The organism is Cohnella sp. CFH 77786 (genome assembly GCF_019400745.1).
In the GTDB taxonomy this organism is placed as follows: Bacteria; Bacillota; Bacilli; order Paenibacillales; family Paenibacillaceae; genus Cohnella.
On record NZ_WJIB01000021.1, the window covers coordinates 16514 to 39993 of the forward strand.

Annotated in this window: 23 protein-coding genes and 4 pseudogenes; 10 read left to right on the plus strand and 17 right to left on the minus strand. The window is 49.7% G+C overall.

Annotated features, from left to right (window positions below; all coding sequences use genetic code 11):
• Positions 1 to 54 precede the first annotated feature (54 nt).
• Together GE107_RS23200 and GE107_RS23205 are read right to left on the minus strand one after the other, a co-directional pair.
• The gene (locus tag GE107_RS23200; RefSeq protein WP_219643681.1) at positions 55 to 1074 is read right to left on the minus strand and encodes a hypothetical protein; all 1020 of its coding nucleotides are present in this window, start codon (positions 1072 to 1074) and stop codon (positions 55 to 57) included.
• Positions 1075 to 1451: 377 nt separating this feature from the next.
• Positions 1452 to 2153 carry a metal-dependent hydrolase gene (locus tag GE107_RS23205; RefSeq protein ID WP_219643683.1) on the minus strand — a complete coding sequence of 234 codons (702 nt, stop codon included), beginning with the start codon at positions 2151 to 2153 and terminating at the stop codon, positions 1452 to 1454.
• 148 nt (positions 2154 to 2301) lie between these two features.
• Between GE107_RS23205 and GE107_RS23210 the strand changes: the two genes are divergently transcribed.
• A complete protein-coding gene (locus tag GE107_RS23210; RefSeq protein WP_219643684.1) occupies positions 2302 to 3093 on the plus strand; it encodes a PaaX family transcriptional regulator C-terminal domain-containing protein in 792 nt (263 codons plus the stop codon).
• A gap of 220 nt (positions 3094 to 3313) precedes the next feature.
• On the opposite strand, the pseudogene GE107_RS23215 reads toward GE107_RS23210, so the two are convergent.
• Together GE107_RS23215 and GE107_RS23220 are read right to left on the minus strand one after the other, a co-directional pair.
• Positions 3314 to 3505: pseudogene (locus GE107_RS23215) on the minus strand (helix-turn-helix domain-containing protein); the annotation flags it as partial.
• A gap of 274 nt (positions 3506 to 3779) precedes the next feature.
• Positions 3780 to 4088 carry a hypothetical protein gene (locus tag GE107_RS23220; RefSeq protein WP_219643687.1) on the minus strand — a complete coding sequence of 103 codons (309 nt, stop codon included), beginning with the start codon at positions 4086 to 4088 and terminating at the stop codon, positions 3780 to 3782.
• 375 nt (positions 4089 to 4463) lie between these two features.
• Here GE107_RS23220 and GE107_RS23225 point away from each other — a divergent pair, with 375 nt between their 5' ends.
• Together GE107_RS23225 and GE107_RS23230 are read left to right on the plus strand one after the other, a co-directional pair.
• Positions 4464 to 4925, plus strand: a complete 462-nt coding sequence (locus GE107_RS23225; protein ID WP_219643688.1) for a nuclear transport factor 2 family protein — start codon at positions 4464 to 4466, stop codon at positions 4923 to 4925.
• A complete protein-coding gene (locus GE107_RS23230) occupies positions 4922 to 5497 on the plus strand; it encodes a TetR/AcrR family transcriptional regulator (RefSeq protein ID WP_219643690.1) in 576 nt (191 codons plus the stop codon). Before GE107_RS23225 ends, GE107_RS23230 begins: the two co-directional genes overlap by 4 nt.
• Before the next feature lie 119 nt (positions 5498 to 5616).
• Here GE107_RS23230 and GE107_RS23235 read toward each other — a convergent pair whose 3' ends face one another.
• The 3 genes from GE107_RS23235 to GE107_RS23245 all read right to left on the minus strand — a co-directional run bounded on the left by GE107_RS23235 (position 5617) and on the right by GE107_RS23245 (position 8216).
• A complete protein-coding gene (locus tag GE107_RS23235; RefSeq protein WP_219643692.1) occupies positions 5617 to 6669 on the minus strand; it encodes a DUF4179 domain-containing protein in 1053 nt (350 codons plus the stop codon).
• Entirely contained in the window at positions 6666 to 7223 is a 558-nt protein-coding gene (locus tag GE107_RS23240; RefSeq protein WP_219643693.1) for a sigma-70 family RNA polymerase sigma factor, read from the minus strand. Before GE107_RS23240 ends, GE107_RS23235 begins: the two co-directional genes overlap by 4 nt.
• A 243-nt stretch (positions 7224 to 7466) precedes the next feature.
• On the minus strand, positions 7467 to 8216 hold the full coding sequence (locus GE107_RS23245) for a class I SAM-dependent methyltransferase (RefSeq protein ID WP_219643696.1): 750 nt from the start codon (positions 8214 to 8216) through the stop codon (positions 7467 to 7469).
• Between the two features lie 362 nt (positions 8217 to 8578).
• On the opposite strand from GE107_RS23245, the gene GE107_RS23250 reads away from it, so the two are divergent.
• Positions 8579 to 8953, plus strand: a complete 375-nt coding sequence (locus GE107_RS23250) for a hypothetical protein (protein WP_219643698.1) — start codon at positions 8579 to 8581, stop codon at positions 8951 to 8953.
• 34 nt (positions 8954 to 8987) lie between these two features.
• On the opposite strand, the gene GE107_RS23255 is transcribed toward GE107_RS23250, so the two are convergent.
• The 7 genes and pseudogenes from GE107_RS23255 to GE107_RS23285 all read right to left on the minus strand — a co-directional run bounded on the left by GE107_RS23255 (position 8988) and on the right by GE107_RS23285 (position 14442).
• On the minus strand, positions 8988 to 9839 hold the full coding sequence (locus GE107_RS23255) for an AraC family transcriptional regulator (RefSeq protein ID WP_219643699.1): 852 nt from the start codon (positions 9837 to 9839) through the stop codon (positions 8988 to 8990).
• Positions 9840 to 10124: 285 nt separating this feature from the next.
• A pseudogene (locus tag GE107_RS23260) lies at positions 10125 to 10597 on the minus strand (beta-galactosidase small subunit).
• Positions 10598 to 10675: 78 nt separating this feature from the next.
• On the minus strand, positions 10676 to 10993 hold the full coding sequence (locus GE107_RS23265; protein ID WP_219643704.1) for a DUF4981 domain-containing protein: 318 nt from the start codon (positions 10991 to 10993) through the stop codon (positions 10676 to 10678).
• Positions 10994 to 10997: 4 nt separating this feature from the next.
• A pseudogene (locus GE107_RS23270) lies at positions 10998 to 11129 on the minus strand (hypothetical protein); the annotation flags it as partial.
• A gap of 203 nt (positions 11130 to 11332) precedes the next feature.
• The gene (locus GE107_RS23275) at positions 11333 to 12163 is read right to left on the minus strand and encodes a carbohydrate ABC transporter permease (RefSeq protein WP_219643706.1); all 831 of its coding nucleotides are present in this window, start codon (positions 12161 to 12163) and stop codon (positions 11333 to 11335) included.
• Positions 12163 to 13035 (minus strand): carbohydrate ABC transporter permease, encoded by an 873-nt coding sequence (locus GE107_RS23280; RefSeq protein WP_219643708.1) that lies wholly within the window; start codon positions 13033 to 13035, stop codon positions 12163 to 12165. Before GE107_RS23280 ends, GE107_RS23275 begins: the two co-directional genes overlap by 1 nt.
• Before the next feature lie 69 nt (positions 13036 to 13104).
• Positions 13105 to 14442, minus strand: a complete 1338-nt coding sequence (locus GE107_RS23285) for an ABC transporter substrate-binding protein (RefSeq protein ID WP_219643710.1) — start codon at positions 14440 to 14442, stop codon at positions 13105 to 13107.
• A 151-nt stretch (positions 14443 to 14593) separates the two neighbouring features.
• On the opposite strand from GE107_RS23285, the gene GE107_RS23290 reads away from it, so the two are divergent.
• The 3 genes from GE107_RS23290 (at position 14594) to GE107_RS23300 (ending at position 18107) form a co-directional block, all read left to right on the plus strand.
• Positions 14594 to 16366 (plus strand): sensor histidine kinase, encoded by a 1773-nt coding sequence (locus GE107_RS23290; RefSeq protein WP_370636506.1) that lies wholly within the window; start codon positions 14594 to 14596, stop codon positions 16364 to 16366.
• A gap of 22 nt (positions 16367 to 16388) precedes the next feature.
• A complete protein-coding gene (locus GE107_RS23295) occupies positions 16389 to 17888 on the plus strand; it encodes a response regulator (protein ID WP_219643712.1) in 1500 nt (499 codons plus the stop codon).
• A 96-nt stretch (positions 17889 to 17984) separates the two neighbouring features.
• Positions 17985 to 18107, plus strand: a complete 123-nt coding sequence (locus tag GE107_RS23300) for a DUF2188 domain-containing protein (protein ID WP_255570804.1) — start codon at positions 17985 to 17987, stop codon at positions 18105 to 18107.
• On the opposite strand, the pseudogene GE107_RS23305 reads toward GE107_RS23300, so the two are convergent.
• Both GE107_RS23305 and GE107_RS23310 read right to left on the minus strand, forming a co-directional pair.
• Positions 18076 to 18473 (minus strand): annotated as a pseudogene (locus GE107_RS23305) (helix-turn-helix transcriptional regulator); the annotation flags it as partial. The gene GE107_RS23300 and the pseudogene GE107_RS23305 sit on opposite strands and share 32 nt — an antisense overlap.
• Before the next feature lie 723 nt (positions 18474 to 19196).
• The gene (locus tag GE107_RS23310) at positions 19197 to 19997 is read right to left on the minus strand and encodes a winged helix DNA-binding protein (RefSeq protein ID WP_255570805.1); all 801 of its coding nucleotides are present in this window, start codon (positions 19995 to 19997) and stop codon (positions 19197 to 19199) included.
• A gap of 94 nt (positions 19998 to 20091) precedes the next feature.
• Here GE107_RS23310 and GE107_RS23315 point away from each other — a divergent pair, with 94 nt between their 5' ends.
• Entirely contained in the window at positions 20092 to 20727 is a 636-nt protein-coding gene (locus GE107_RS23315) for an NAD(P)H-dependent oxidoreductase (RefSeq protein WP_219643713.1), read from the plus strand.
• Positions 20728 to 20910: 183 nt separating this feature from the next.
• Here GE107_RS23315 and GE107_RS23320 read toward each other — a convergent pair whose 3' ends face one another.
• On the minus strand, positions 20911 to 21759 hold the full coding sequence (locus GE107_RS23320) for a sulfurtransferase (protein WP_219643715.1): 849 nt from the start codon (positions 21757 to 21759) through the stop codon (positions 20911 to 20913).
• Positions 21760 to 21962: 203 nt separating this feature from the next.
• On the opposite strand from GE107_RS23320, the gene GE107_RS23325 reads away from it, so the two are divergent.
• Positions 21963 to 22763 (plus strand): hypothetical protein, encoded by an 801-nt coding sequence (locus tag GE107_RS23325; RefSeq protein ID WP_219643717.1) that lies wholly within the window; start codon positions 21963 to 21965, stop codon positions 22761 to 22763.
• Between the two features lie 26 nt (positions 22764 to 22789).
• The gene (locus GE107_RS23330; protein WP_219643719.1) at positions 22790 to 23440 is read left to right on the plus strand and encodes a hypothetical protein; all 651 of its coding nucleotides are present in this window, start codon (positions 22790 to 22792) and stop codon (positions 23438 to 23440) included.
• Positions 23441 to 23480 lie beyond the last annotated feature (40 nt).

Here is a 23480-nt window from a genome sequence, read left to right on the forward strand (position 1 = left end):
AAAAAGGCCGGGAATGCACTGCCTTTACCTCTATGGTGGGTGGGGTATCCCGGCTTATTTCAAATCCTCATCGCTCACGAAAATCATATTGGGTAGTCCTGTTTTAACAGCCAAGCCCCATCCAAATGATTCCCTTTGCGATACTTGGGCACGAATGGAATTTATACCCTTTTTCCATTTAACCGGCACACTTGCAAAGTCCGGACGAATGCGTCCGTCATTCAATGGCGGGTTCCAATACCAATCACCTTGGTACAATTCCTTATCATTGATCCATATACGGATCGAGTCACTGAACCCAAACGACAGCATGGTCTCTTGCTCTTCAGAAATCATGAAATTGCTTTTTACCTCAACACTAATCCCCGGCTCCGCTCTATGAATTCTATTTAGATTAAGAGTACCGTTTTCCTCGACCATAGCTTTTGTCCAATACCTTGCTTCAAGCGAAGGGTTTGATACGTACCACTCTGTTATAAATGTTTCAGATTTAAGCTTGGCAAAATCTATGGTTCTTTTATTCAATGGTTTTGGATGAATTTCTTCTATGGAGAGGTTACGGATATAGCTAGGCAAGAAATTCCATACCCCCACTTTACCCAGTTCTCCACCATGCTGCAGGTTAGATATAACGAGCGATGGCTCCGTATGATTTCCCAAGTAAACGCAAGCCCCTTCGGGTTGGACTTCAATACTGAATGTATGCCATTCACCCGTCGTGTTTGGGAGCGGTTGTTGATAGGAAGGTCCGTTATAGATTTGCCACGTCATCGACCCGTTCATAACCGGATCATACTGAATCTCAACCGGAGCAAGATAAACCAATTCAAAATTGGCGTCGTCCTTGGCTCCAAAAACCAAACCGATGAATCCTACTTCACCGGGAATGGCTACCTCGGCTTGAAGCCGATAAGAACGATACGGCACTTCTTCACGAAGAAAAACAACCGAATTCATCTTCTCCATATACAAAGCTTTTTTGCCGTTCCATTCCGATGGCCGTGCCTCGGAAATCCCCAAATCAAATTTCTCCAAATCATCCCACAACGAATAAATCCGCCTTGTTGCTGTCATTTTGTTCTATCTCCCTGTCTTATTAGATTCAAGTGGTCAAGCAACAGCCAACAGACCGCGCATCCCATCCGGAAACGCCTCAATGTAAAGACTTGATCTACATCGGATGTTTCGAAAAAAAGAGACCGAATGCCTGTCCCCTCCATTTTGAACTCGAGAATGTCGTCACCCTCCGCAAGCACCCCAGTTCCCTTTCTTAAAATCCTTCAAATGCGGATGTTGAACGCGAAGACCAAAAAGGGCTGCAACAGGTCATTAATCCTTAACCTGCCACAGCCCCGCGTCCGACGCCGCCTCTCAAATCTTACCCTTCCCCCTGGAGATGTCGATTAGTTCAGGGATGACGTCCATAGATATGTAGGTTCGGCAAGTGCTGCTCAACTTGCAGCTACAAGTGTAAGCTGATCTCCAGGCTGAAGAGCTAAGCCTTCGATTCCTTGCTCCTTCAGTTGCGCGGTGAAGGCTGCAGCATTTTGTGCGATGCCCGGGAATGTGCTGTGATGAACTGGGATCACGTTCTTTGCTTGCAGCCACTTTGCTGCAATCAGAGCATCCTCAGGTCCCATTGTCAATATATCCCCTATCGGCAGTACCGCGTAATCGATATCGTAGAGCTCGCCGAACATTTTCATATCTCCGAACAAGGAGGTGTCGCCGGCATGATAAAGCGTAATTCCGTTCCAATCCATGATAAAACCGCCCGGCATACCTGCATAGATGATGCTTTGGGAATCGTCCGATATGAAAGAGGAGCTGTGGAACGCGTGAACAAGCTTTGCTCTGGCAAATCCCAAGTCCACAGTTCCTCCAATGTTCATTCCGATCGTCTTCAGACCCTTCCAGGAGTAGTAGGTAGCGAGTTCATAGGTGGCGACAATGGTCGCATCGTTAGCTCTGGCGATAGCTTCCGCATCTGCGGTGTGATCCGAGTGTCCGTGTGTAAGCAAGATATATTGAACTTGAATATCCTCGGCTTTCGCTTTCGCAACAGGATTGCCGCTCAGAAACGGATCGATGATGATCGAACGCTCTCCATCCGCGAGCTGAATGCAAGAGTGTCCGTGAAAAACAAGGTTCATTTAGTCTCCTCCATATACTATATTTTATTCGAATGACGACAAAGTGATTATATTTTTTATTTCTTTCCTTGTCAAATTTTTATTTTTTTGTTTTCAAAGCATTGTGATATGATGGTAGCGAGTATGCTGGAAGGGGTTCAAATATCGAATGCTGTCAATCGAGAAGCAGATACTTTTCCTATTATCAAAAAAGCGTTGCATGCATGCTAATGAATTGGTGCAAATTTATACGAAGCGCGGCTATAAGGAGCAGTCGATCAGGAACGTTTTATCACGAATGAAGAAAGAAAAGTATATTCATGCAGAACAACGTTCCCTGTATTCCATCGTGGACAAAGGGGAGCAGTTTTTATCTTTCGTGAACCGGAAACCGTGGCAATACGATGTGGACTGGAACCGCAAATGGTATTTCGTTCACTTCGAGGTACCGGAACCGGAGAGGGCAAAAAGGGATCAATTCCGTTTGCAGCTGCTGCAGCTTGGCTACGGACAAATGTATAAAGGCGTTTATGTCTCTCCTTGGGATTACAGCAAGCAGCTTTTGTCCTGGATTCATGCAGCCTCCATGGATGAATACGTCACGATCTCGGAAGCATCGATTTTGTTTCGGGATATTACTCCCGAGCGGGCAGCCGACATTTGGCCACTAGCCGGCATCCATCGCCTGCATCAGGAGAAGTGGAAATGGTATCAAGAAGAATTCGTGCCGGCTCTGAATCAGGAAATCAGAGGCAAGATGGACCCCTTAGAGCTGTTTGTCCTATATTTGCATATCGGAGAGGTTATCAGCGAGATTAGCCTTAGGGATCCCATGCTTCCGGTGTCTCTGCTTCCATACGATTGGATTGGGCAACGCGTTATCTCCGAGTTGTATCGTTCGTTTCAGTCGTTCGCCACCCTCATCCCCAGCTCTTCAAATTATTATCAATTTCTCGTGTGAGCAAACAACGTCAATGATTGCTACAAATTTTGTTGGTAGAGAATGCGTGCAGACGCTCGATTCGTCAATGCTCCGAAATTGCTTTCATTGACTCCGTGTTGACTTCGGGGCATAAAAAAATACACCGCCGGGGCGAACATGCCCGTGGCGATGGATCCAATGATTAATAACTGCTATTCTTTCTTCGGTTCTCCCTCATTCCCGACGGTTATCGGGTAATCTTTGAATGTAATCCAATTGCTCCCGGAAGATTCTTGAATGCACGTGCAAACGCTTCTGGCGAATCATATCCATATTTCATGGCTACCTCGATAACCTTCGCATCCGCGGTCTGGAGCTCGAACCCCGCCAACGTGAGACGTCGACGCCGAATATACTCGGATAACGATACGCCGGTCATAAAAGGAAATAATAATGAATGCCGTGCATCTACTGCACGAAAAGACACTTCAGTATCCGAATCGTGTTGACTTTAGGTTTGCAATGGTGGGGGCGTCCCTTTCTGTCCCTCTTCGTCCCCAGTCGACCCTTTATTCCCCTCAAAGTTAACCCAATCGCTCCAGCTGTCGGATTTTTTGTAGAATCCCTTTGCAATTCCGGAATTCATTAACCCATAAACCTGTATTCTTCAGGAAGATTGTCATGCTTCCTTGATATTTCTGCTCTTGTACTTTTCCTCCCTTTTATCACGACCTCACTTTGGCCAGCAGCTCTTCAAAGTGAAAATCCGCCGGCTCCGACTCTATACACTTGGTAAGCCTTATCGCATCTTCTACCCTTGATAAACCTCTCTGAAAATCGGAGATATTAAAGGAGTTATTATTTTGAAATGTATCAATAAGTTGAACTAAGGAGAAGGTTCCATATAACCTTTTCGCTTTTTCCTTCGCTTTCTGCGGTGCATTGTCGAGAAATACTACATTGATGCACTCGAATGTTTCGCCATGAAATTGTCCAATCAGATGTTCATCCAAAAACGTTTCCAACAATTTCAATGAGATGTTCTTCTCTTCTTTCGTTTTATAGTTTTTATATTCAATCAAGAATCTCAATGTTCCCCGCCATCCTTCCGCTTTGTTCAATTAGACTCAGGTTCTGTCGAGTACGTTGCTAAATATTGTAGTCACAAAATTATTCCATTATCCTGTGGTTGCTGCACGTCTTGTTGACTCCATGTTGATTAGACTTACATGACACCCGCTCTGTTGTTTGCAGTTTGTTGGTGGTTGTCTGCAAATGGATTTGAACGGACCATTGTTAATGCAATAATCATGATGGCTTTCATGGTGCCGTTAAATTTTGTTGCATGATTGCCATTATAAACCGATCGGTCTATAATGAAACGAATAGAATAGAAATGAGGAGATCAAATGAACATACTCGTGCCCCCATTCACCCGGGAAACCGCAACCCAAAAAGTCCGGATGGCTGAGGATGGTTGGAACAGCCGTGACCCGCATCGGGTGTCTCTTGTTTATACGGAGGACAGCCGTTGGCGGAACCGCGCCGAATTTCCGGTCGGCCGACCGGAAATCGTGGAGTTTCTCACAAGAAAATGGGCTAAGGAGCTGGACTACCGGCTAATAAAGGAGCTTTGGTCGTTCACCGATGACCGTATCGCGGTGCGCTTTGCATACGAGTGGCACGACGATAGCGGACATTGGTTCCGATCATACGGGAACGAAAATTGGGAGTTTGCTTCCGATGGGTTGATGCAGCGCCGGTTTGCGTCGATAAACGATATGCCGATTAAAGAATCTGAACGGAAATTTCATTGGCCGCTCGGTCGGCGCCCCGATGACCACCCAGGTCTCAGCGAGTTAGGCCTATGACCCGTACCGTCTTCGAAAAGTCCGATGTCATTCCGATGGTTGCCGAGGTTTTTCGCGAGCTCGGTTATGAAGGTGCTTCCCTGAGCAAGATCACGACCCGCACCGGACTTTCTAAAGGAAGCCTTTATTATTTCTTTCCCGGAGGAAAAGAGGAAATGGCCGCCGAGATCCTCGCACACGTAGAGGCGTGGTTCTCAGCCAACGTGTTTGAGCCGCTGGAACGCGACGAACCCATTACGGCTATTCAAAAGATGTGGCGCGAGGTCGATGCGTATTTTCGATCGGGCCAACGGATTTGTCTCGTAGGCGCTTTTGCTCTCGACGAGACTCGGGATCGGTTCGCTGCGATGATTAGTCAATATTTCAAAAGATGGATCGAAGCCTTATGTGCAGCACTTGTTCGAGCCGGAGCGGCAATTGAAGCCGCCACAGCGATTTCGGAAGAGGCGATTGGCGGAATTCAGGGAGGATTGATTCTCGCTAGAGCGCTTAACGATGAGGCGATTTTCCAACGTACCATCGCAGGTCTCGCCGAGCGATTGGCGAAGTATACTCAGGGCGGCTCCTCTTAGAGAATAAAAGAAAACATCGCCGGGAAAAATCCACCAGGCGATGTTTTCTCTTTAACGTACTACTTTAATCTTTCCGTGCCTCTTCTTCCCCCGACGCAGGATTTTCCTTGTAGCCACAGTCAGTTTGCAGGACTTTTTAACAGATTCACGATTTCGTCTTTGCTTCCAAGGCCCTTCACCCTCATTTTCAAGCCATCTAGATGGTCGAACGCGGTTGCGTCGAAGGTCATGGAAATCAAATCCTTCTTATCTGCAGTATAATCCATCGTTGCCGTGTTCGAGGGGTGATAAATATTGCCTTTACTGTCGATAAGGGTTACTTTCCAAAGAATGCTCTCGTCCACAGGCTTGTCTACGACAAACTGGATGCTCATTCCTGTAGGCAGCATTTCCGCGGAGATGACTTTGATCATGGGGTTATCTTCGGCAACGTATTTCACTGGTTCATGTTCCGTGAATTTTTCGTCAAGCTCAAACGTATTCTTCCAATCCCCCTCAATGACCCTATACGGCTTCTCCCGGTCTTTTTTATACAGCGAGATGGATTTGATATCCAAGGCCAACGCTTTGATATTGTCGAATTTCCCTTGCGGGGATTGCAGTTCCAGATGGTATAGGGCCTTCCCGTTATTTTTCAGGGAAACGTCCGTATGCCAATCCATCGCACCGGCTAATCTATTCGGGTTGCCGTCTTCCCTGATCGGTCTTCCTTTATCGTCGTGGATCAACAAATCCAAGAAAACCCGATCCGTATCGTTTAACAGTGAAGCATCGTCAAAATCCAATTGGAAAGTGATCGCCATCTTCGTCTTGTCAACAACAACACGATCTACCTGAACGGTAACGCCGCTTTTCTTAACGGCACGATTCACGGCTTGAGAATATCCATGTTCGTTCGCTTTCTGAATTCCCGTATCCTTGTAAAAGAGGGACTTGATGGCGGCGACCGCTGAATCGTTGCTTAGTATCGATACCATGAAAGTGCCGAACAATGCGATTGAGGCCACCCAAATTCGTCTTTTCCGCAGATAAGCGTTTCTCCTTTCCGTACTTTCCGACTTTAACTTTCGGATTTGTTCGAAAGCCGCTTCCGTTTTGCGCATGACGCTTTCGGGTATTTCGCTTTCGACCGAGAAGGCATCCATTATCTTTCTTTCCAATTCGTGATTCATTGCGTCAAACCTCCAGACGTGTTGGGTTGAACCTGCCCGTTCCCGTTAAGATAAAATTCCTTTAGTTTTTGCCTGGCTCTGTTCAATTGGGACTTGATCGTATTTTCTTTTTCGTTGAGAATTTCACCGATCTCCCTCGAAGTGAACCCATTCACATAATGGAGGATAATGACCGTTCGATGGCTCTCGCTCAACATAGTTAAGGTTCGACTGAAATCTATTTCACCTTCAAGGTCCGGGTGCGTAAACGAAAGACTGCCTTCGCCGAGTTGACTATAATCCTCTACGTAAACGACTTTCCCTCTCGATTGAACGATGTCATTGCACTTGTTGATCAGAATCCTGGTTATCCACGTCTTGAAGAACCGCGGTTGCCTGAGTTTATGAAGATCTCTGTAAGCCGCAAGGATGGTGTCCTGTATCGCATCTCCAATATCATCTTCCGAATGGAGTCTGATTTTCGCGATTTTATACATCGGAGGCAGATACTCGTTGATCGCTTGAATAAATGCTTCTTCATCCCCTTTTTGGGCTTTTTTGATGAGTAACTCCATACCGTTCCTCCTGGCTTCGTGATGGGGTGGCTTTGTACATGTACTTCCGTTAGACTCCGGGAAGGCTCCAAATAGTTGCATGGAACCCAAACTTTTTTGTTTGCCAGCTGTTGAACGAGCCGTAACCCATCGAAGTTACATATCGCAAATAACTACAAAAGAAAGTAAAAACCCACCCCAAGGTTGTCCGCCGAAGGTGGGTTTTACACGTTCCTGCAACTTAAGGGAAACGTTTTTATAATTCTATTTTCGTGCCTTTATTACAAATCGTTTTGAATTGGTTTGAATCCCCTTCTCATTTTGATTCTCAGCAATAAATGCCCGGAGTATCTCAAAATCTTTCTGATTTTGTCCAAAGTCAGGAATAATCGGCGTATGCATAAGGAGAAATATTAAATCTTCTGGCGCCTGATAATATTCCACTGTGTCATACTCGAACCACTTTATTTCTGTAAACCCTGCTTTGGATAATTCTTGTATATACCTCCTCATCAATATGCCGGTTGATTCACCATAGCTCTGGCCTCTTCCTAATGCTTGTTTTAGATTTTCTTTATCGCCTTCACTTACTTGCTGGGTAAGAAAAATCCCATCCTCCGATAAAACTTTCGCTACTTGATCGGCGTCAAACTCAGAATGCCGGCAAGAAACCACATCAAAAAACCGTTCAGGAAAATCAAGTTTGCCTGCGTCCATTTGCATAAATCGTACGTTCGAAACTCCGGAACGTTTTAAATTTGCATTCGCTGTTTGAATCATTCCGGACGAGAGGTCGATTCCAACTAGAAGCAGAGCTGCCTCGTGAATGGAGAGAATAGCCTCGCCACCGCCAGTTCCGATGTCTAGTAATACATCTGATCGTTTACTTACTTTAACGACTTCTTCATATAAATTTGCTGTTTTTCCTTCAACCTTGCAGCGCAGCTTGCTGAAATCCCAACCATTCCATTGTCCAACTCTATCATAAAAGTTCCTATATTCTTTTTCGTCCATGGCACAAAATCCACCTTTCGAATGAGGTTACTCATAGTCATGTGAATGCGTTCCGAAAATCCGTTCGAAATCTAGAATTCATATCTCAAAGGGCAGACTTTCCCCTTGATGGCTGGTACGCGTCTTACCCAGCCCGATTCCTAGATACCTCGAACAATCCGGAACAACATCCAATTCACCTCATTTGAAAGATTAGATTTAATCATAATCTACGCTGCCCTTTATGTAAATGCGCTGCCCCTCGAACATGTAATTACAATATTTTGTTGATCACGCCAACATTGGACTGAACGAAGTACTTTACTTTAGAACAGGAATAATAGACCCGCGTATATATTAATAATGAAACAACGGAGGTCATTATGAAAAAGCTAATTATGTGGGTTATTTCTATTACCGCTCTTTTAATATGCTTGATTTTTGTGTATCTCATGAACCTTAGATTTCCGGTCAATGAAGTCAGTCCAATAGAAGTCATTTACAAGGTAGAGAAGTCTTCAGATCCTATCATCAAGGTAGGGACTTACCAGGAATATGATTGGTATATATCTAAGCTAAATCCCGCTTCTACTCATGAGCAACTTACTCTAAAAATGAAGGATAAAGGCTGGCGCTATGAGGATCAGGAAGGTGCAGGTTTATTCTTCACAAAGAATGATATGACTGAGATCATAACCTGCCAGACATGGACAACGCGGTATTATCTATGTAAAGTTAATACCGCCGTACAGATGTAATGAAATCGAGCAGATGCGCATTTGCATGGGCCTCTCACCATTTTTTCTTTACAGGTATCCAAATTTCTCCCGTAACATTAATTGCCATTCCATAGTACATTTCAAAGCAAGGGCCTTCAACCTGTTCGTATTCAGAAGTCGGGAACCACTCCGAATAGATTCGTTCCCATAACGGTTGCAGATCGCAATGCGGTTCAGGGAAGATCGCCCACGTTAATGGAGGGACAGAAAGCTTTGTAAATCTCTCTGGAATTTCGAGCCCTTTTGGCAAGTTGTAACACACCATGTATTTGAAATTTTCTCTAGTGTGATCATATAAGGCAGCATGCAGTACCGTGTCTCCAAATCGTCCCAGTAATTCATTCAACAGATCAACACTGCCGTCTTCATCGCATTTTTTCCGAAATATAGGAACTTCAGAAAATGCTGTTTTCTGGTCCGAATGAATAAGACCGTAGACTCCGAACATCTCGAAAGCCCCTCTTTGTTCAATGCGGTAATTCATTTCGACATCTCCTCTGATTGAGATATGAAAGGACATGCGAGGATAGGCTTTTAGAGTAACGCCCTGATCACGCGCGGACACAGGCATGATCCCATGGAGATTCTTGAATGCACGCGCAAACGCTTCTGGCGAATCATATCCATATTTCATCGCTATCTCGATAACCTTCGCATCCGTGGTCTGGAGCTCGAATGCCGCCAACGTGAGACGTCGACGCCGAATATACTCGGATAACGATACGCCGGTTATAAAAGGAAACATTCTTTGAAAATGATACGTGGAGCAATAGGCTTTCCGTGCAATTTCATCATAGGAGATGCTGGCCGTTAGGTTTGCTTCGATGTAGTCCATGGCGCTATTCATCCTGTCCAGCCAATCCATCGCGTTCCCTCCCTTCGAGATCAATCTTATCGGAGATAAATATGGAATGCCGTGCATCTCCTGCACGAAAAAGTCAGTACGTCGATTTGCACTTACTTTCTGTCGCAGGCTCATCCCAGTCTCGGAAAACACCTAAAATTAGGGCTTGCTGAATGCTGAAAATCGCCGATCGCGCAGCTCGAAAACCAAATGTTTTGCCAGGGGACTTCTTTCTGTCCTTCGGCGCACGAAAAATGCGACACCAAACCGAAAATTCGGATGAGGTTAGCCTTCTGTTGGCTTGATTCAAAATTCAAATTCAAAATTTTTCTCGTTCAGCTGGTAATGCTCCAATAAGAATGGACCGCAACTCGCGGAACCAATGCCGGATTGCTTATAATCAATACAGACAACCGTGTAGCCGCTCTTCCCCAGCTCGTAAGATGTTTTTTGGCGGATAGCTCCTCTTGCGTATACTCGGAAGCATTAAAGGAAAATACTTCCGCGGCTTCGAAAAGGACCAGGGTATCCTTGGAGCTGATTTTGACATACTCGCAGCCCCAATGGGATGAGTTTTCTTGCGGTTTGATATAATCCTCATGCATTTCGGAAACCTGTTGCGAGAACACTCCCATATAGGACGCTTGATGCTTGTCTATATAGCTCTCATATGGGCCATATCCATAATACTCCACTTGGTCAAATTGATTGTTCATGAACATTCTCACGCCAAAGCGCGGCAAGTAAGGACGTTTATCGGCAACAACGGCATATCTCATTCGGTGATAGGATGGGCCGCCAAGAGCGATTGTTAGTCAAACAGAGCTGTCGATTTATTCCAGCGATACTCAAAGTTTTTACCGGAAATCTTCCGATACATCAATCGGATCGAGCGCTGGAGATGCATCGATGACTCTTTGTTCCTTGCAGATAAGGATTTGGTCGAAGCCGATTTCGCTGCCGGACCATTGGGTATCCTCTTTTTGCGTAAAAATAAACCGTACATAAACACTTTGGCCGGTTAAACCATCCAGACTTGGGATTGTTACGATTCTGGAGGATTTGGCCGGAACCTGAACATCCAACTTCTCCTGCAGAATCACTTTGCCGATGTCTGTAACTTCAACGGTACATTCAAGCTTATCGGACAAGCCGGAAAAATCGTAAGTATTCATGAACTCAAATACCCCTTTCGAGGCGTAAACCGGCTTGACCCGGATCGGACGATAAACATTCTTTGCTTCCATTAAACCTGTGCGGAGTACGGTCGGGATAAACCAATCCGTCTATACAGAAATTCCCGTCATGTGTCGATTCATGAAAGTCCCCGCCATAGGCGTACTTGGCTTTGCCGTTGCTGTCTTTCTGTCATGTGAGAAACCTGGCTGTATCCAGCAAACCGATTGTTTACATAAAGATAAGTCAACTCCCTCGAAGTTTAAAAACCGCTCGTACCCATCGGACAAATCCACTATATCTATTTCATCTGATTTTTGAAGAGCTCGCGTCCGAACTTACCCCTTTACCGCGCCTGCGGTCAAGCCGCTGACGATGTACTTCTGCGCGAACAAGTACAAGATAAACACCGGAAGCGAGGTCATGACCAAATCGGCGAAGATCAGGTTCCAATCCCGGCTGAACTTCCCGTAGAAGTTGTAGACCGAGAGAGGCATCGTCCAATCGGAGCTGTCGGTCAGGAAATAGAGCGGAATGGTGACGTCGTTCCAGACGGACATGAACACCATGATCGCCACCGTCGCGTTAACCGGGACGATGAGCGGGACGATGATCCGGAAGAAGACGCTGAACATGCCCGCGCCTTCGAGGAACGCGACCTCGTCCAGCACCTTCGGGATCGACTTAATGAAGCCGTTATACAGGAATACGCTGAACGCGGTGTTCAAGGAGGCGTAAATGAAGATTACGCTCGTGATGCTTCCGTAGAAACCGAACCATTGCACGACGCGGATCGTCGTGATCGTCGACATCGGCGCGATAAGCCCCATGAAGAAGAACAAGTACAGGAAGTTCGATAGCCGCGACTCCCGGCGCACCAGCACGAAGGACGCCGCCGACGTCGTGACGATATTGATAATAGCAGAAACGCCGGTGATCAGAATACCGTTCAGGAAGGCGCGCATCAGGTCGCCTTCATCGAACACCTTCTTGTAATTGTCGAATTGCCAGGATTTCGGCAGCTTCAGCGAGAAATCGAGCACCTCGACGTTCGTTTTGAACGAGCCGAAGATCATGATGAGAATAGGCAACAAAACGATGAGAGAGGCTGCGATCATTAACGCTTCGACCGCGTAATCGCGCCATGCTTTCCTTTGAGTGTGACCCATTATTCGCTAACCTCCTTGCGGCGAATGTACAGCAGCAGCGGAATCGAGATGATGGTGACCACGATGAACAGCAGCGTGTTCATCGCCGTGCCAAGGCCCCAGCTGCCTTCACCGAACGAGCGGAGGATGATCGTTCCGACGACTTGGGACGCATTGCCCGGACCGCCTCCGGTAAGGACAAACACTTCGGAGAAGACCTTGAGACCGCCGATCAGCGTAAGCATGACGTTAATATTGATGGCCGGAAGCAGCAGCGGCAGCGTGATGTGCCTAAAGCTCTTCCAGCTGCCGGCGCCGTCGATCGTGGCCGCTTCGTAATATTCTTTGGAAATCGATTGAAGGCCAGCCAGGTAGATCGCCATCTGGAAGCCGGCGGATTGCCAGATCGAGATCACGGCGATCGTGAAGATGACGATAGCCGGATTCGTCAGCCAAGCTTGGGTCAAGGAGCCGAGGCCGACGGCCTCGAACAGCTTGTTGATCGCACCGTCGGCGCGGAGCATCGGCGTAAATACGATCCCGATGACCATGATGCTCAGGATGGACGGCGAATAGAAGATCGCCCGAAGCGCGTTTCTGGTCTTCAGTTTCATATTTAGAGCGACGGCAAGCACGAGGCCGAACAGGTTCTTTCCGATAACCGTGACGATGGCGAAGACGATCGTATTGCGAAGCGCCTTCAGCAGCGTCTCGTCGGAGAAGATCGTATGGAAGTTATACCAGCCGTTGAAGTGAACGGATTCCCGGTCGAGTCTCCAGTCCGTGAAGGAGTAGAAGAGACCGACGACGGTTGGCAGGACAAAAAAGAGGACGTAAATAAGCAAAGCCGGCATTATCAGATAGTACGAGTACAGGTTCTTCGATATTCTCATGTTCCACTCTCCAATGGAAAGGACGAAACGAAGCCCGAAGGCTCCGTCTCGCTCGATCCTTTTTTCTGTTTAGAAACCAGCCGCACCTTTGTCCTTCATCAGTTGGGCGAACTTCTTCTGCCAAGCTTCGAGCGCTTGCTGTGGCGTTTTACCGCCCGCGAAGATGTCTTGGTAGTACCGGTATTCTTCGCTGATGTCGACCAGCATGAAGGCGTCGGAGGTAACGACGGTCTTCTTCGGCGTGATGTAGTTGTCGACGATCTCTTTCTTGTACTCCGGAAGCTCCGGCGTCGTGACGTCGTTGAAGTTGGAAACAAACTTGTTGGCATTCACGATCTTCTGAGCGACGTCCTTCGAGGCGAGGAATTCGAGGAACTTCTTCGCTTCTTCCATGTGCTTCGCCTTCTTCGGAATGAACAGCTGGCCGCCGACCGGGCTCGCGCCCATCTTCGCGTCTTCGGCGTACGGGATCGGGAACAGGCCGAGATGCAAGTCCGGAGCTTTGCTCGCGAGATCATTGATGAACCAGTCGCCCATGAACATCATCGCGACTTCCTTGTTGATGAACTTGCCGGAGGCCATATCGTAGCTGTCGCTCAGCACGTCGGAGTTCGTGAGGCCCTTTTTGTAGAGCTGGTATTGCTTGTCGATGATGTTCGCGAATTCCGGCATGTCCGTCCATTTCTTCTTGTTCGCGTTCAGGTCGTCCCAAAACGTCGGATCGTTCTTGCTCACGTAATCGGCGAACGCAGAGCCCATCCAGATGTTTGTCGCCCACATGTCCTTGAACGGCATGTAGATCGGAGTGATGCCGCTCGCCTTGATCTTCTCGGCCGCCGCGACGAGTTCATCGTAGTTCTTCGGAATGGAGATGTTTAGATCCTTGAAAATATCCTTGTTGTAGACGACGCCTTGAATACCGGCATCCTGGCTGAGTTGAAAGCCATACACGTGACCGTAGGCGGAGAGCACGTCCTTGTTCAGCAGGCGGCTGACCCAAGGCTGATCGTCGAGAATCTCGAAGTTGCGCTCGAGATTGAGATCGTTCACGGCGCTCGCGAGATTGTATGGCACGAGGTCAGGTGCCTCGCCGACAGCCAGCTTCGTCTGCAGCACCGTCGTGACTTGCTCGGACGGAAGCATCTGCACGTTGACGTGAATGTTCGTTTGGTCTTCGAACTGCTTTAGCAGTTCCTCTTTGATAAAGGCGTAGTCCTGGGAGCTCTTGGAGATGGCGAGCTCGATCGTGACCTTTTCGCCCTTCGCGGAACCGGAGCTTGCCGATTCCGATGCTCCGTGGTCCGATCCGACGGCGTTGTTCGCATTGTTCGACCCGCAGGCGGTAAGCGATATGGCGAGCGCGGAAGCCAGCAATAGTGCGGACGGTTTGATCCATTTGTTGATCATGCTTATTCCCCCATTTGTCGAATAGTTGTATGTTGCCTTGGTTGCGATTACAATATCGATTATAAAATCGGGCGATCCAAGGGTACATGTTTGTGGTTTACTCTTCATGTGTAAAATTCTGAACCGATCAACCGAGAAGGACGGATTCGTCATGGCCTTTATGGATAAGGAATTCGAGAAGATGGACGGCCGCTCGAGCCTGCAGCGCAAGCTGATCGTCACGTTCGTGCCTATGCTGCTCGTGATTCTCGGCTGCTTCGTCATCTATGTCAACTGGTTCATCATTCAACCGCTTCGCGAGAAGACCGTTAACGAGACGCTGATGACAGCGACGAAGGTGTCCGCGCAGCTGGACGATTACATTGACATTCAGAATCAACTGTCGCAGCGGCTCCTGTCGAATCAGGACCTGTTCGTCCTCATGGATCCCGGACCGCATCCGGCCTACGAAGGGCTCACGGGGAACCGCAAGCTGAAGGACATCATGTTCCAGGCGCTCGGGCCGAGCATGAACATCCGCGACATGGTTGTCTACAACCTCGAAGGGAAGCCGGTGGCGTCCTATATCGGCAAGTCCTTCCCGGTCTCGATCAAGCCGGTCATCGACAACAAGCGGCTCGCGGATAAGCTGAACGACAGCAAATACATTCTGTACGCGGGAGATCCGGGCGCGCTCGCGTTCGTCCGCTCCATCATCGACATCAACGGCAAAGTGTTCGGCTACTTGTACATCCAATTGGACAATGCTTACTTGCGCAAAGTAACCAACGGCGTCGTCGGTTCGAAAATCTACGTGGTCGACGAAGACGGGAACGAGATCGCGCGGTCGAGCGATGCCTCGGACGAGAAGGGAAACGTCGATCGGATGAACAATGCCCATGGCACCCGAGGCATTTACACGGACGCCTCCCGGAACTACGTCGCGTACCAGAAGTCGAATGGCAACGGCTGGACGACGTTTATCGTGACGTCTAAGGCTTCGGTACTTGGCTCCGTCAATTCGATAAAGAACGTCTCAATCTTTATCATCGTCGCCCTGACACTCGTCTCGCTCGTTTACATCTACTTCTCGGCCCGAAACTTCGTCTTGCCGATCCGCCGGCTGCGCAGCCAGATCATGCGGATGAATTACAGCAATCTGAGCCTGAAGGAAGACGTCAAGCTGCATAACAACGATCTGTCGCTTCTCAACAAAGCGTTCGGAGAGATGCTTGATCGGCTGCAGAAGTCGATCGAACGGGAGAAGCTGGCGGTGCACGAAGAGGTGATGGCGAGGAACTCCGCGCTGCAGGCGCACATTGCCCCCCATTTTATCCATAACGCGCTCTATCTGATCAGCATCGCTTCCCAGGAAGGCAAGAACGAAGCCGTCTCCGAGATGTGCCAGCAGCTGTCCGAGGGCTTGCGGTACATCGTCTCCTCTCCTTACAAACACGTGAACATGTTGGAGGAGATCGAGCATACGCGCAGGTACCTATCGCTCGTCGAACGCAACTACGAGGAGGATCTCGTGTGGGAGATCGACATGGACCCCTACGCCGAAGCGATTCAGCTGCCGCGCCTCGTCATCCAGCCGTTCGTGGAAAACTGCATCGAGCACGCGTTCAGCCATACCGATCCGCCTTGGCGAATCCATATCAAAGTCAAGCTGTACAACGGGCTGTGGGCGGTCGAGATTACCGACAACGGCAAAGGAATCGACCAATCGGAGATCAAGCGGATAATGGCTACTATCGAGGAGTCGGATCACGGTGTACGAGAGATGCGGGAAGAGTCGCTCGGTATCGGCAGCATGGGCATCGTCAATACGGTGAACCGGCTGAAGCTGATGTACAAGAACCGGTTGTTCTTCAACTTGTTCAATAACGCCGATTGCGGCACTACGGTTCAGATTATCGCCTCTCTCAAAAGGAACTTTTATTAACGGATTCAGGAGGCCTTCGTCCATGTATAACGTCCTTATCGCGGAAGACAGCAAGCCGATACAGCGGAACATTAAGGGGCTGCTCGAAGCATCGGGTCTGCCGGTCCGCGTCGCTGCGACGGCCGCGAACGGCGAGGAGGCGCTGGCGGCCTTCCGGTCACATTCTATCGATATTATGCTGACCGATATTCGCATGCCCAAGATGGACGGCTTGACCTTGATCGAACAGGCGAAGATCATTCATCCGAAGCTGAAGGCCGTGCTGATCAGCGGCTTCAACGACTTCGAATATACGCGCAAGGCGCTTAATCTACAGGTGAACGATTATTTGCTGAAGCCCGTCACGCGCGCCCAACTGATCGAGGTCATGGAGAGGGTGATCGCGCAGCTTCAAGAGGCACAAGGGAAAGCGGCTTCGCTGTACAGAGGAATCGTAGAGATGAGCTATTGGACGGAGGTGGATTCGAAGTTCTACGAGAACCCGAAGGTATGGATCGACATCCGCAAGCAACCGTTCGCGGGAAGCGGTGAGAAGCTGACGCCCGCATTCGTCGCGGATTGCCTTGGAAACCCGCCGGCCGTGTGGGCGATGCCGTCCGTATCTACCGATCGATTGTTGCTGTTAGCCGACGAGGCCTGGGCGAAGGCCTTCGAATCGCCGGCGGCGCTGCTTGAAGACGTAAGACTAAGGCTGCAGGAGGCCGGTCTTCGCGTCTCCTTGGGAGGGAGCTTCGAGCCGTTGCCTTGGAACCTCGTTCCCGAAAAAATTCGGACGGTCGCGCAGGAACTTGATGATCAAATCCCCATTTTCAAACCGATCGCGATGGACTTCGACCAACCTTGGCTCTATCCTCGGTTGTCGTTGGAGGAAATAGACAAGCTCGGCGGTGTCTACGGGGCGCTGGCGGAGCAGCACAACATAGAGCGGTTCATGCTTATGCTGTCCGAGCAATTGTCCAAGTGGAGTTGGAGCGGACTTCGGTTGGTGGAGCTGAAGCGGTTCGTCCGGCAGCTCGCGAGCACGTTCGCGGCGCAGATCGACGGGGAAGGAGGGTCGGAGCCGGCGAAGCTGTTCGGCCAAGTCGAACGTTTGTTCGAGCTCCCCGATTACGAGACCTTCTGCACGGAGCTGCTGGAGCTCACGGAGCAAATCTTCCAGTCGGTTCTCACGCTGAACAAGAAGAGCGGCATCGAGCTATTCGAGCAGATCGAGCGGTTCTTGAGCACGAATCTATACGCCAACATCGGCATTCAGGACCTCGTCGGAAAGTTCCATGTGAGTCCGTCCTACATCAGCCGCATCATGAAGCGACACTCCGGTCAGACCTTCGTGCACTACTACACGGATCTGAAAATAAACGAGGCACGCAGGCTGATGGAGGCGAAACCGGAGATGCTTATCAAGGAGATCTCGGACGCGCTCTGCTTCGGCGATCAACACTACTTCTCCAAGGTGTTCAAGGAGCATGTCGGCTGCAGTCCGCTGGATTACAAGAACAAGGCGAAGGAAGAGAACGGCTGACGTCTTACTCCTGGATCCTTCTGCGCAGCATCTTTCCTGGAGGGGACATCGCTTTACACATTTAAGTGGGCGGTAAGAGGAGCGGGGAACGAGAAATTGACTCGAATCACAGAGACAAAAAGAGAGTCCACTGGTATCGCCCGTCAGATTTCAAAAAATCAAGGATCAGAGCTGTTTATCCATGGCAGAGACGGAAAGATTCAGTCCCGTGACCTCTGATTGAGATATGAAAGGACATGCGAGGATAGGCTTTTAGAGTAACGCCCTGATCACGCGCGGACACCGGCATGATCCCATGAAGATTCTTGAATGCACGTGCAAACGCTTCTGGCGAATCATATCCATATTTCATGGCTACCTCGATCACCTTCGCATCCGAGGTCTGGAGCTCGAACGCCGCCAACGTCAGACGTCGACGCCGAATATACTCAGACAACGATACGCCGGTTATAAAAGGAAACATTCTTTGAAAATGATATGTCGAGCAATAGGCTTTCCGCGCAATTTCATCATAGGAGAGATGCTGTCCGTTAGGTTTGCTTCGATGTAATCCATGGCGCTATTCATCCTGTCCAGCCAATCCATCGCGTTCCCCCCCTTCGAGATCAATCTTATCGGAGATAGATATTGAATGCCGTGCATCTATTGCACGAAAAAGTCAGTATGTCGGATTAAAGACCATAATAACACGGTGGTTGACTTGGTGTTGATTATCCACTGTAACACTCTATGAGATCACGTTGTAAACAGGTTTTTTGCAACCGATTGTAGATTCCGTGCTGACTTCAGAACAGAAAAAATACAGAGCTACAGCATTTCCTCTCGCCGTGCTCTGTATTAAACTTCGCATACTGCTATGCAAATTCCGATCTTTTTCCTCTACCGTCGCAACCGGATTCCCCGCATAAATATCCAATCGCTCCAGCTTCTTATCCCCCCACGAACCCCTATGCTCAAAGGGTTCTAACGCCAAAAGGTGGGGATTCCGATCAACGCTGCGGGAATGCCTCGGAAGATGTGCCAACGCTCATGTGCAACGACCTCCCTTGGCTACGCTTGGGAGCAATTCAAGAGCAAGAGGCCCATGGACGACGGGGATGGAGAAACAGTATGGTTTGACCTGGGGAAAGGTAACCCCCTATGGCTGGGCCAAGCTGAACGAAACGCCAACAAAAGGCCAAGTGAAGCAAGGTAGCACCCAAAAGGGTGGGTGGGCTGGTTGGTTGGTTGGCGGAAGAACGGGGGCTGTTTGCAAGTTGTTGAATGGTTGTTTGCAGATTCCGCGTGATGCCCGGTCAATCCCTCTCATTAGTTGTCGAAAAAGGCGATTCGAATCAGTTCCTTCGCTTTCCTCAACCCCTTCGCGTCCAATTGCCGCAGCATAACCAGAATGTCACTCAACTCCTCCGTCTTCCATGTGGATTCGATCGTGCCGTTCGATAATTCCGTGATCTCCTTGCCTTCTTCCGGCTCGACCTTATCTTCTTCTAGGCGAACCCATGAAGCCTCCGCCATATCCTTCATGCATCGCGCGAGGAATCGGATCTGATCGAGATCATATTGGCCCAGGAATTCACGCACATTGCCGTCGATATGGGCATGCAGCATTTGGTGCAGCATGAAGATTTGTCGGCCCGTCGGGGTTAATCGGAACAGCACTTCTTTCTTATTGTCCGGAAGCGATTCCGCTTGGATAATTCCCTGTTCCGCCAACCGACGTGTAATCTTGGATACACTCCCTCTCGGGATACCAAAACGCTTGGAAATTGTAACCCCGTTAACCGGTTCCGACTCTCCTATCGCATCCACTACATGGAGCATTAGAACTGTTGCTTCCTTCAGAAAATCGATAACGACGACATCCGAGGTGTTCGTCATCATCCAGCGCCTCTCTTCGTCCTCGCCCTCTGCTTGGATTCGCTTTTGCATGTCAGCGACATGATTCATGATTTCCGTAATTAAGAGTGATTGTTCGACGTTCGCATGCAGCCCACTTTTCTCGCCGGTCTTCTCTTGCAATTGTGACGCACGAGTCAATGATCCTTCTCCTTTACATGTTCCTTCTTGGTTTAAGTATAGCAACCGTTCAATGAAAAATAAATATTTCAAGAAACATTATTGACAACCGGGAAACAAAGATGTACGATTGTTTCCATTGATATATTATTGAATCCTCTGATCCAAAATGAGAGAAGGGCTGCTTATGAACTTCGTTATTGTGTTCGACCATCCTTACGGAGCCTTGGCTTCCGAGAACGTCCCGCATCAGAGAAGCTATTCCGCTGCGCTTTTAGCCTCTGTTATTAAAGGTCTGCTCTCTAACGGCCACGGTATCGACCTGTTCGATCTGCACGCGAACGGCTTCAATCCCGTCATGTCAGGTTCAGATCTCGCCTCTTGGCGGCAGAAACGAACGAACGACCCCCTTGCGGCCGACTACCAGAGGCGTCTCCAGGCTGCGGATCATATCATCTTTATTTTCCCCATCTGGTGGGAGGGGATGCCAGCGCTCATGAAGGGCTTCCTCGACAAGGTCTTTGTGAAGGGCATCGTATACGAAGAAACGAAACCGGGACGTCCCTTCAAATGCTTGCTTCCTCGTTTGAAAGGCGTATCTATGCTGACAATCATGTCTACCCCTACCTTCGTTTATCGCTGGTTCCTCGGGAATCCGATTGCGAAGATGGTGTTCCGTGGTACCTTCCGGAAGATGGGCGTGAACAATCTCAAATGGTATAACTACTCAGGTATGGAAAATCGCAGCCTCGAGCAACGTCAGAGCTATTTGGACAAAACGGAACGAATATTCGCAACACGCTGGAAACGAGCTGTCGTTTAATTCGCGACGCACATCAGAAGGAATCCTATCAGTTAATCAAAAGATTTCACGGCTTTGGGGATCTCGCAACTGCTTTCTCCGATTTCTTGTTTGAAAGCTGTTGAACGATAAGCACAAAGAGGGCCGCAACAGGCCACTAGCTAGCAACCTGTTACAGCCCTCCAACCCGCGTCCCGCGCGAGTTTATTTTTTCACTTCCTCCCCCACCGCAATCGGATTCTCGCTATACGTAATCCAATCGCTCCAGCTGCCCGCATACAGCCTCACGTTCTTATATCCCGCTTCCTCCAGCGCCAGCACGTTCGGGCAGGCTGTGACGCCGGAGCCGCAATAGACGATGACGCGGTCATCCGGCTGCAGATCCTCGAAGCGCTCACGCTGCTCGCCCGCATCCTTCCAAGTTCCATCACCGCGCAGAGAATCTTTCCAAAACCGATTCAACGCCTTCGGGATATGCCCGGCCACGCGGTCGATCGGCTCCACCTCGCCGCGGTAACGCGGGGCTTCGCGGGAGTCGATCAGGACGTCCGACCGTTCGCGGACCGCGCGCCGTACATCCTCGACGTCCGCCAGCATGTCCTCCTGCAGTTGGGGTACAAACGTTTTCGGAACCCGAATTGGCGGCTCCGCATCGGTCACCGGGTAACCGGCCTGCTTCCAAGCGGTAAAACCCTGCTCCATCACATAAACATTCTCATGTCCCATATACCGCAACAGCCACCAGAACCGGGACGCCATGGCGCCGCCCTGATCATCGTATGCGACGACGCGGACCGCCCCGTCGATGCCCGCCTTGCCCAACTTGCCCGCCAACACGCCGATATCCGGGAGAGGATGTCTTCCTCCGTGCTCCGCTACTGGCGCCGATAGATCCTTTTCCAAATCAAAGTAGACCGCGCCGGGTATGTACCCTTCCTTGTAGGCGTTCAACCCCGCCTCTCCGTTCCCCAACTGAAACCGGCAGTCTACGATCACCAAATCCGGTTCGTACAACCTCGCCAGCAGCCATTTCATCGATACGACGTTTTGCACCCGTCATCCTCTCCTTCTTCCATCCGAATCCATTTTCATCCTCTCTATTCTACAGCGCTCCAATCCATGATGTAAAACACCGCTTCATCCTCGACCCAGAGCTTTACCCACGCCAATCTTGCAGAAAAGAAGGAAGTTTAGGGAACGCTGTCGAATTCCAAGACATGCCCCACGTCTTCCACAATAAAGAATAGGTGATCCTTTTGCATCCACAAACACAGTCCTCAGCTCCTGCAACGAAGAAGAAGCTTAAAATCCGTCTCCACTGGGTCATCGCCATCCTTCTCCTCCTCATCCCGTTGTCGGTGGGTGTCTATGTCTCCTGGCCTCAGTACTACGGCTTCACGGCGCTTGGCGAAATCGTCTCCGTCCAGGAGATCGGCGTGAAGGGAAGCGTGCATTTCGTGTACGTCCGTGAGGGGGTCGCGCGCAACAGGATCGAGAAGCTCTCGATCAGCCGGTCGATGCCCGACGCCGAATTTTACCCCGCGGATTCCTCCGCGAGAGACGCGCTCGACGAGATGAAGGATGTCGGAGAAGAATCGCGCAACGAAACGATCCGGCATGCCGTGGATTCGGCGGCGGAACTCACCGAAGCTCCGACGACCAAGGAGGAACGCGATACGAGACGGGACCAGCTGATCGAAGAAACCTCCCGTTACTACGGAGACTCGATCGGCCTCATGCTCGGGATCGGTCTGGTGGAAGAAACGGAACACGAGGACTTCTCCCGCAATGGCGCGCGGACGATTGCCGGCACGGGAACGCTCGAGGCGGACGAATCGGTCGGTTCCGTCGGAGCGATCCGGGACAAGCTGCGGACGGCGGAGAAGTTCGGGGCGGATATTTTCTTCGTGCCCAAGGATAAGGAGACTTACCCGTACATAGGCCTGAGCAACGAGGAAGAAGCGGCACAGGTCGCACAAGAACTGGGCTTGCATCTGAGGGTCGTTCCGGTGGCGAACCTCGGAGAAGCGATCGCGTTTTTAAGACAAGCGGAATGACCTACAACCGAAGGAGTGAAAGCAGCATGCCGTGGAAACTGAAATCGGAAATGATGTCGAACGTGATGAAAATATTGTTATGGCCGCTCATCGTTCTTGCTGTAGTGGATGTACTGTTCATGGCCGTTTACGCGATCGATCTCGAAGTTTTCGCCGAATACGTGTTCCCGTTCTACGGGTTCGAGAATACCGTCGCCGTAGTGCTTTATTACATCGTCATCATCCTCTTCTTGATCTGGATCTATCGGGTCCACATGGACTTAAACCTGCTGTTCCCTCGTTTCCCCAGGACGCCCGGCGGCTCATTGGCCTGTATAATGGTGCCGTTCTACAACTTCTACGGAATTCCTTCCGTCTACAATATGATCGGCACCCACTTCCTTACGGAGACGACCCGTCTTCGCAAAGAAGGCCGTTGGGTACGCGGGCTTTCCGTGCCTCTGCTTATTTTCATGCTTGGAACCAATGGCCTGAATCGTGTGATCCGTGGTGCGGATGAACCCAGCGATACGTTACTGCTATCCGAAAGTATCTCCTCCCTCACCTTATACGCCATTTTTCTGATCCTGGTCCTGATGGTGTCCCAAGGGTTGAAAAAAGTTTATGCCGACAGCGTCGAGGTGATGTACGCCCCGGAGGAGACGATTCCCGAGGAAGCGGCCGTCCAACAAGGTTAACACGCGAATCAATAGAGGCAGAAGGAACGACCCCCCGCTC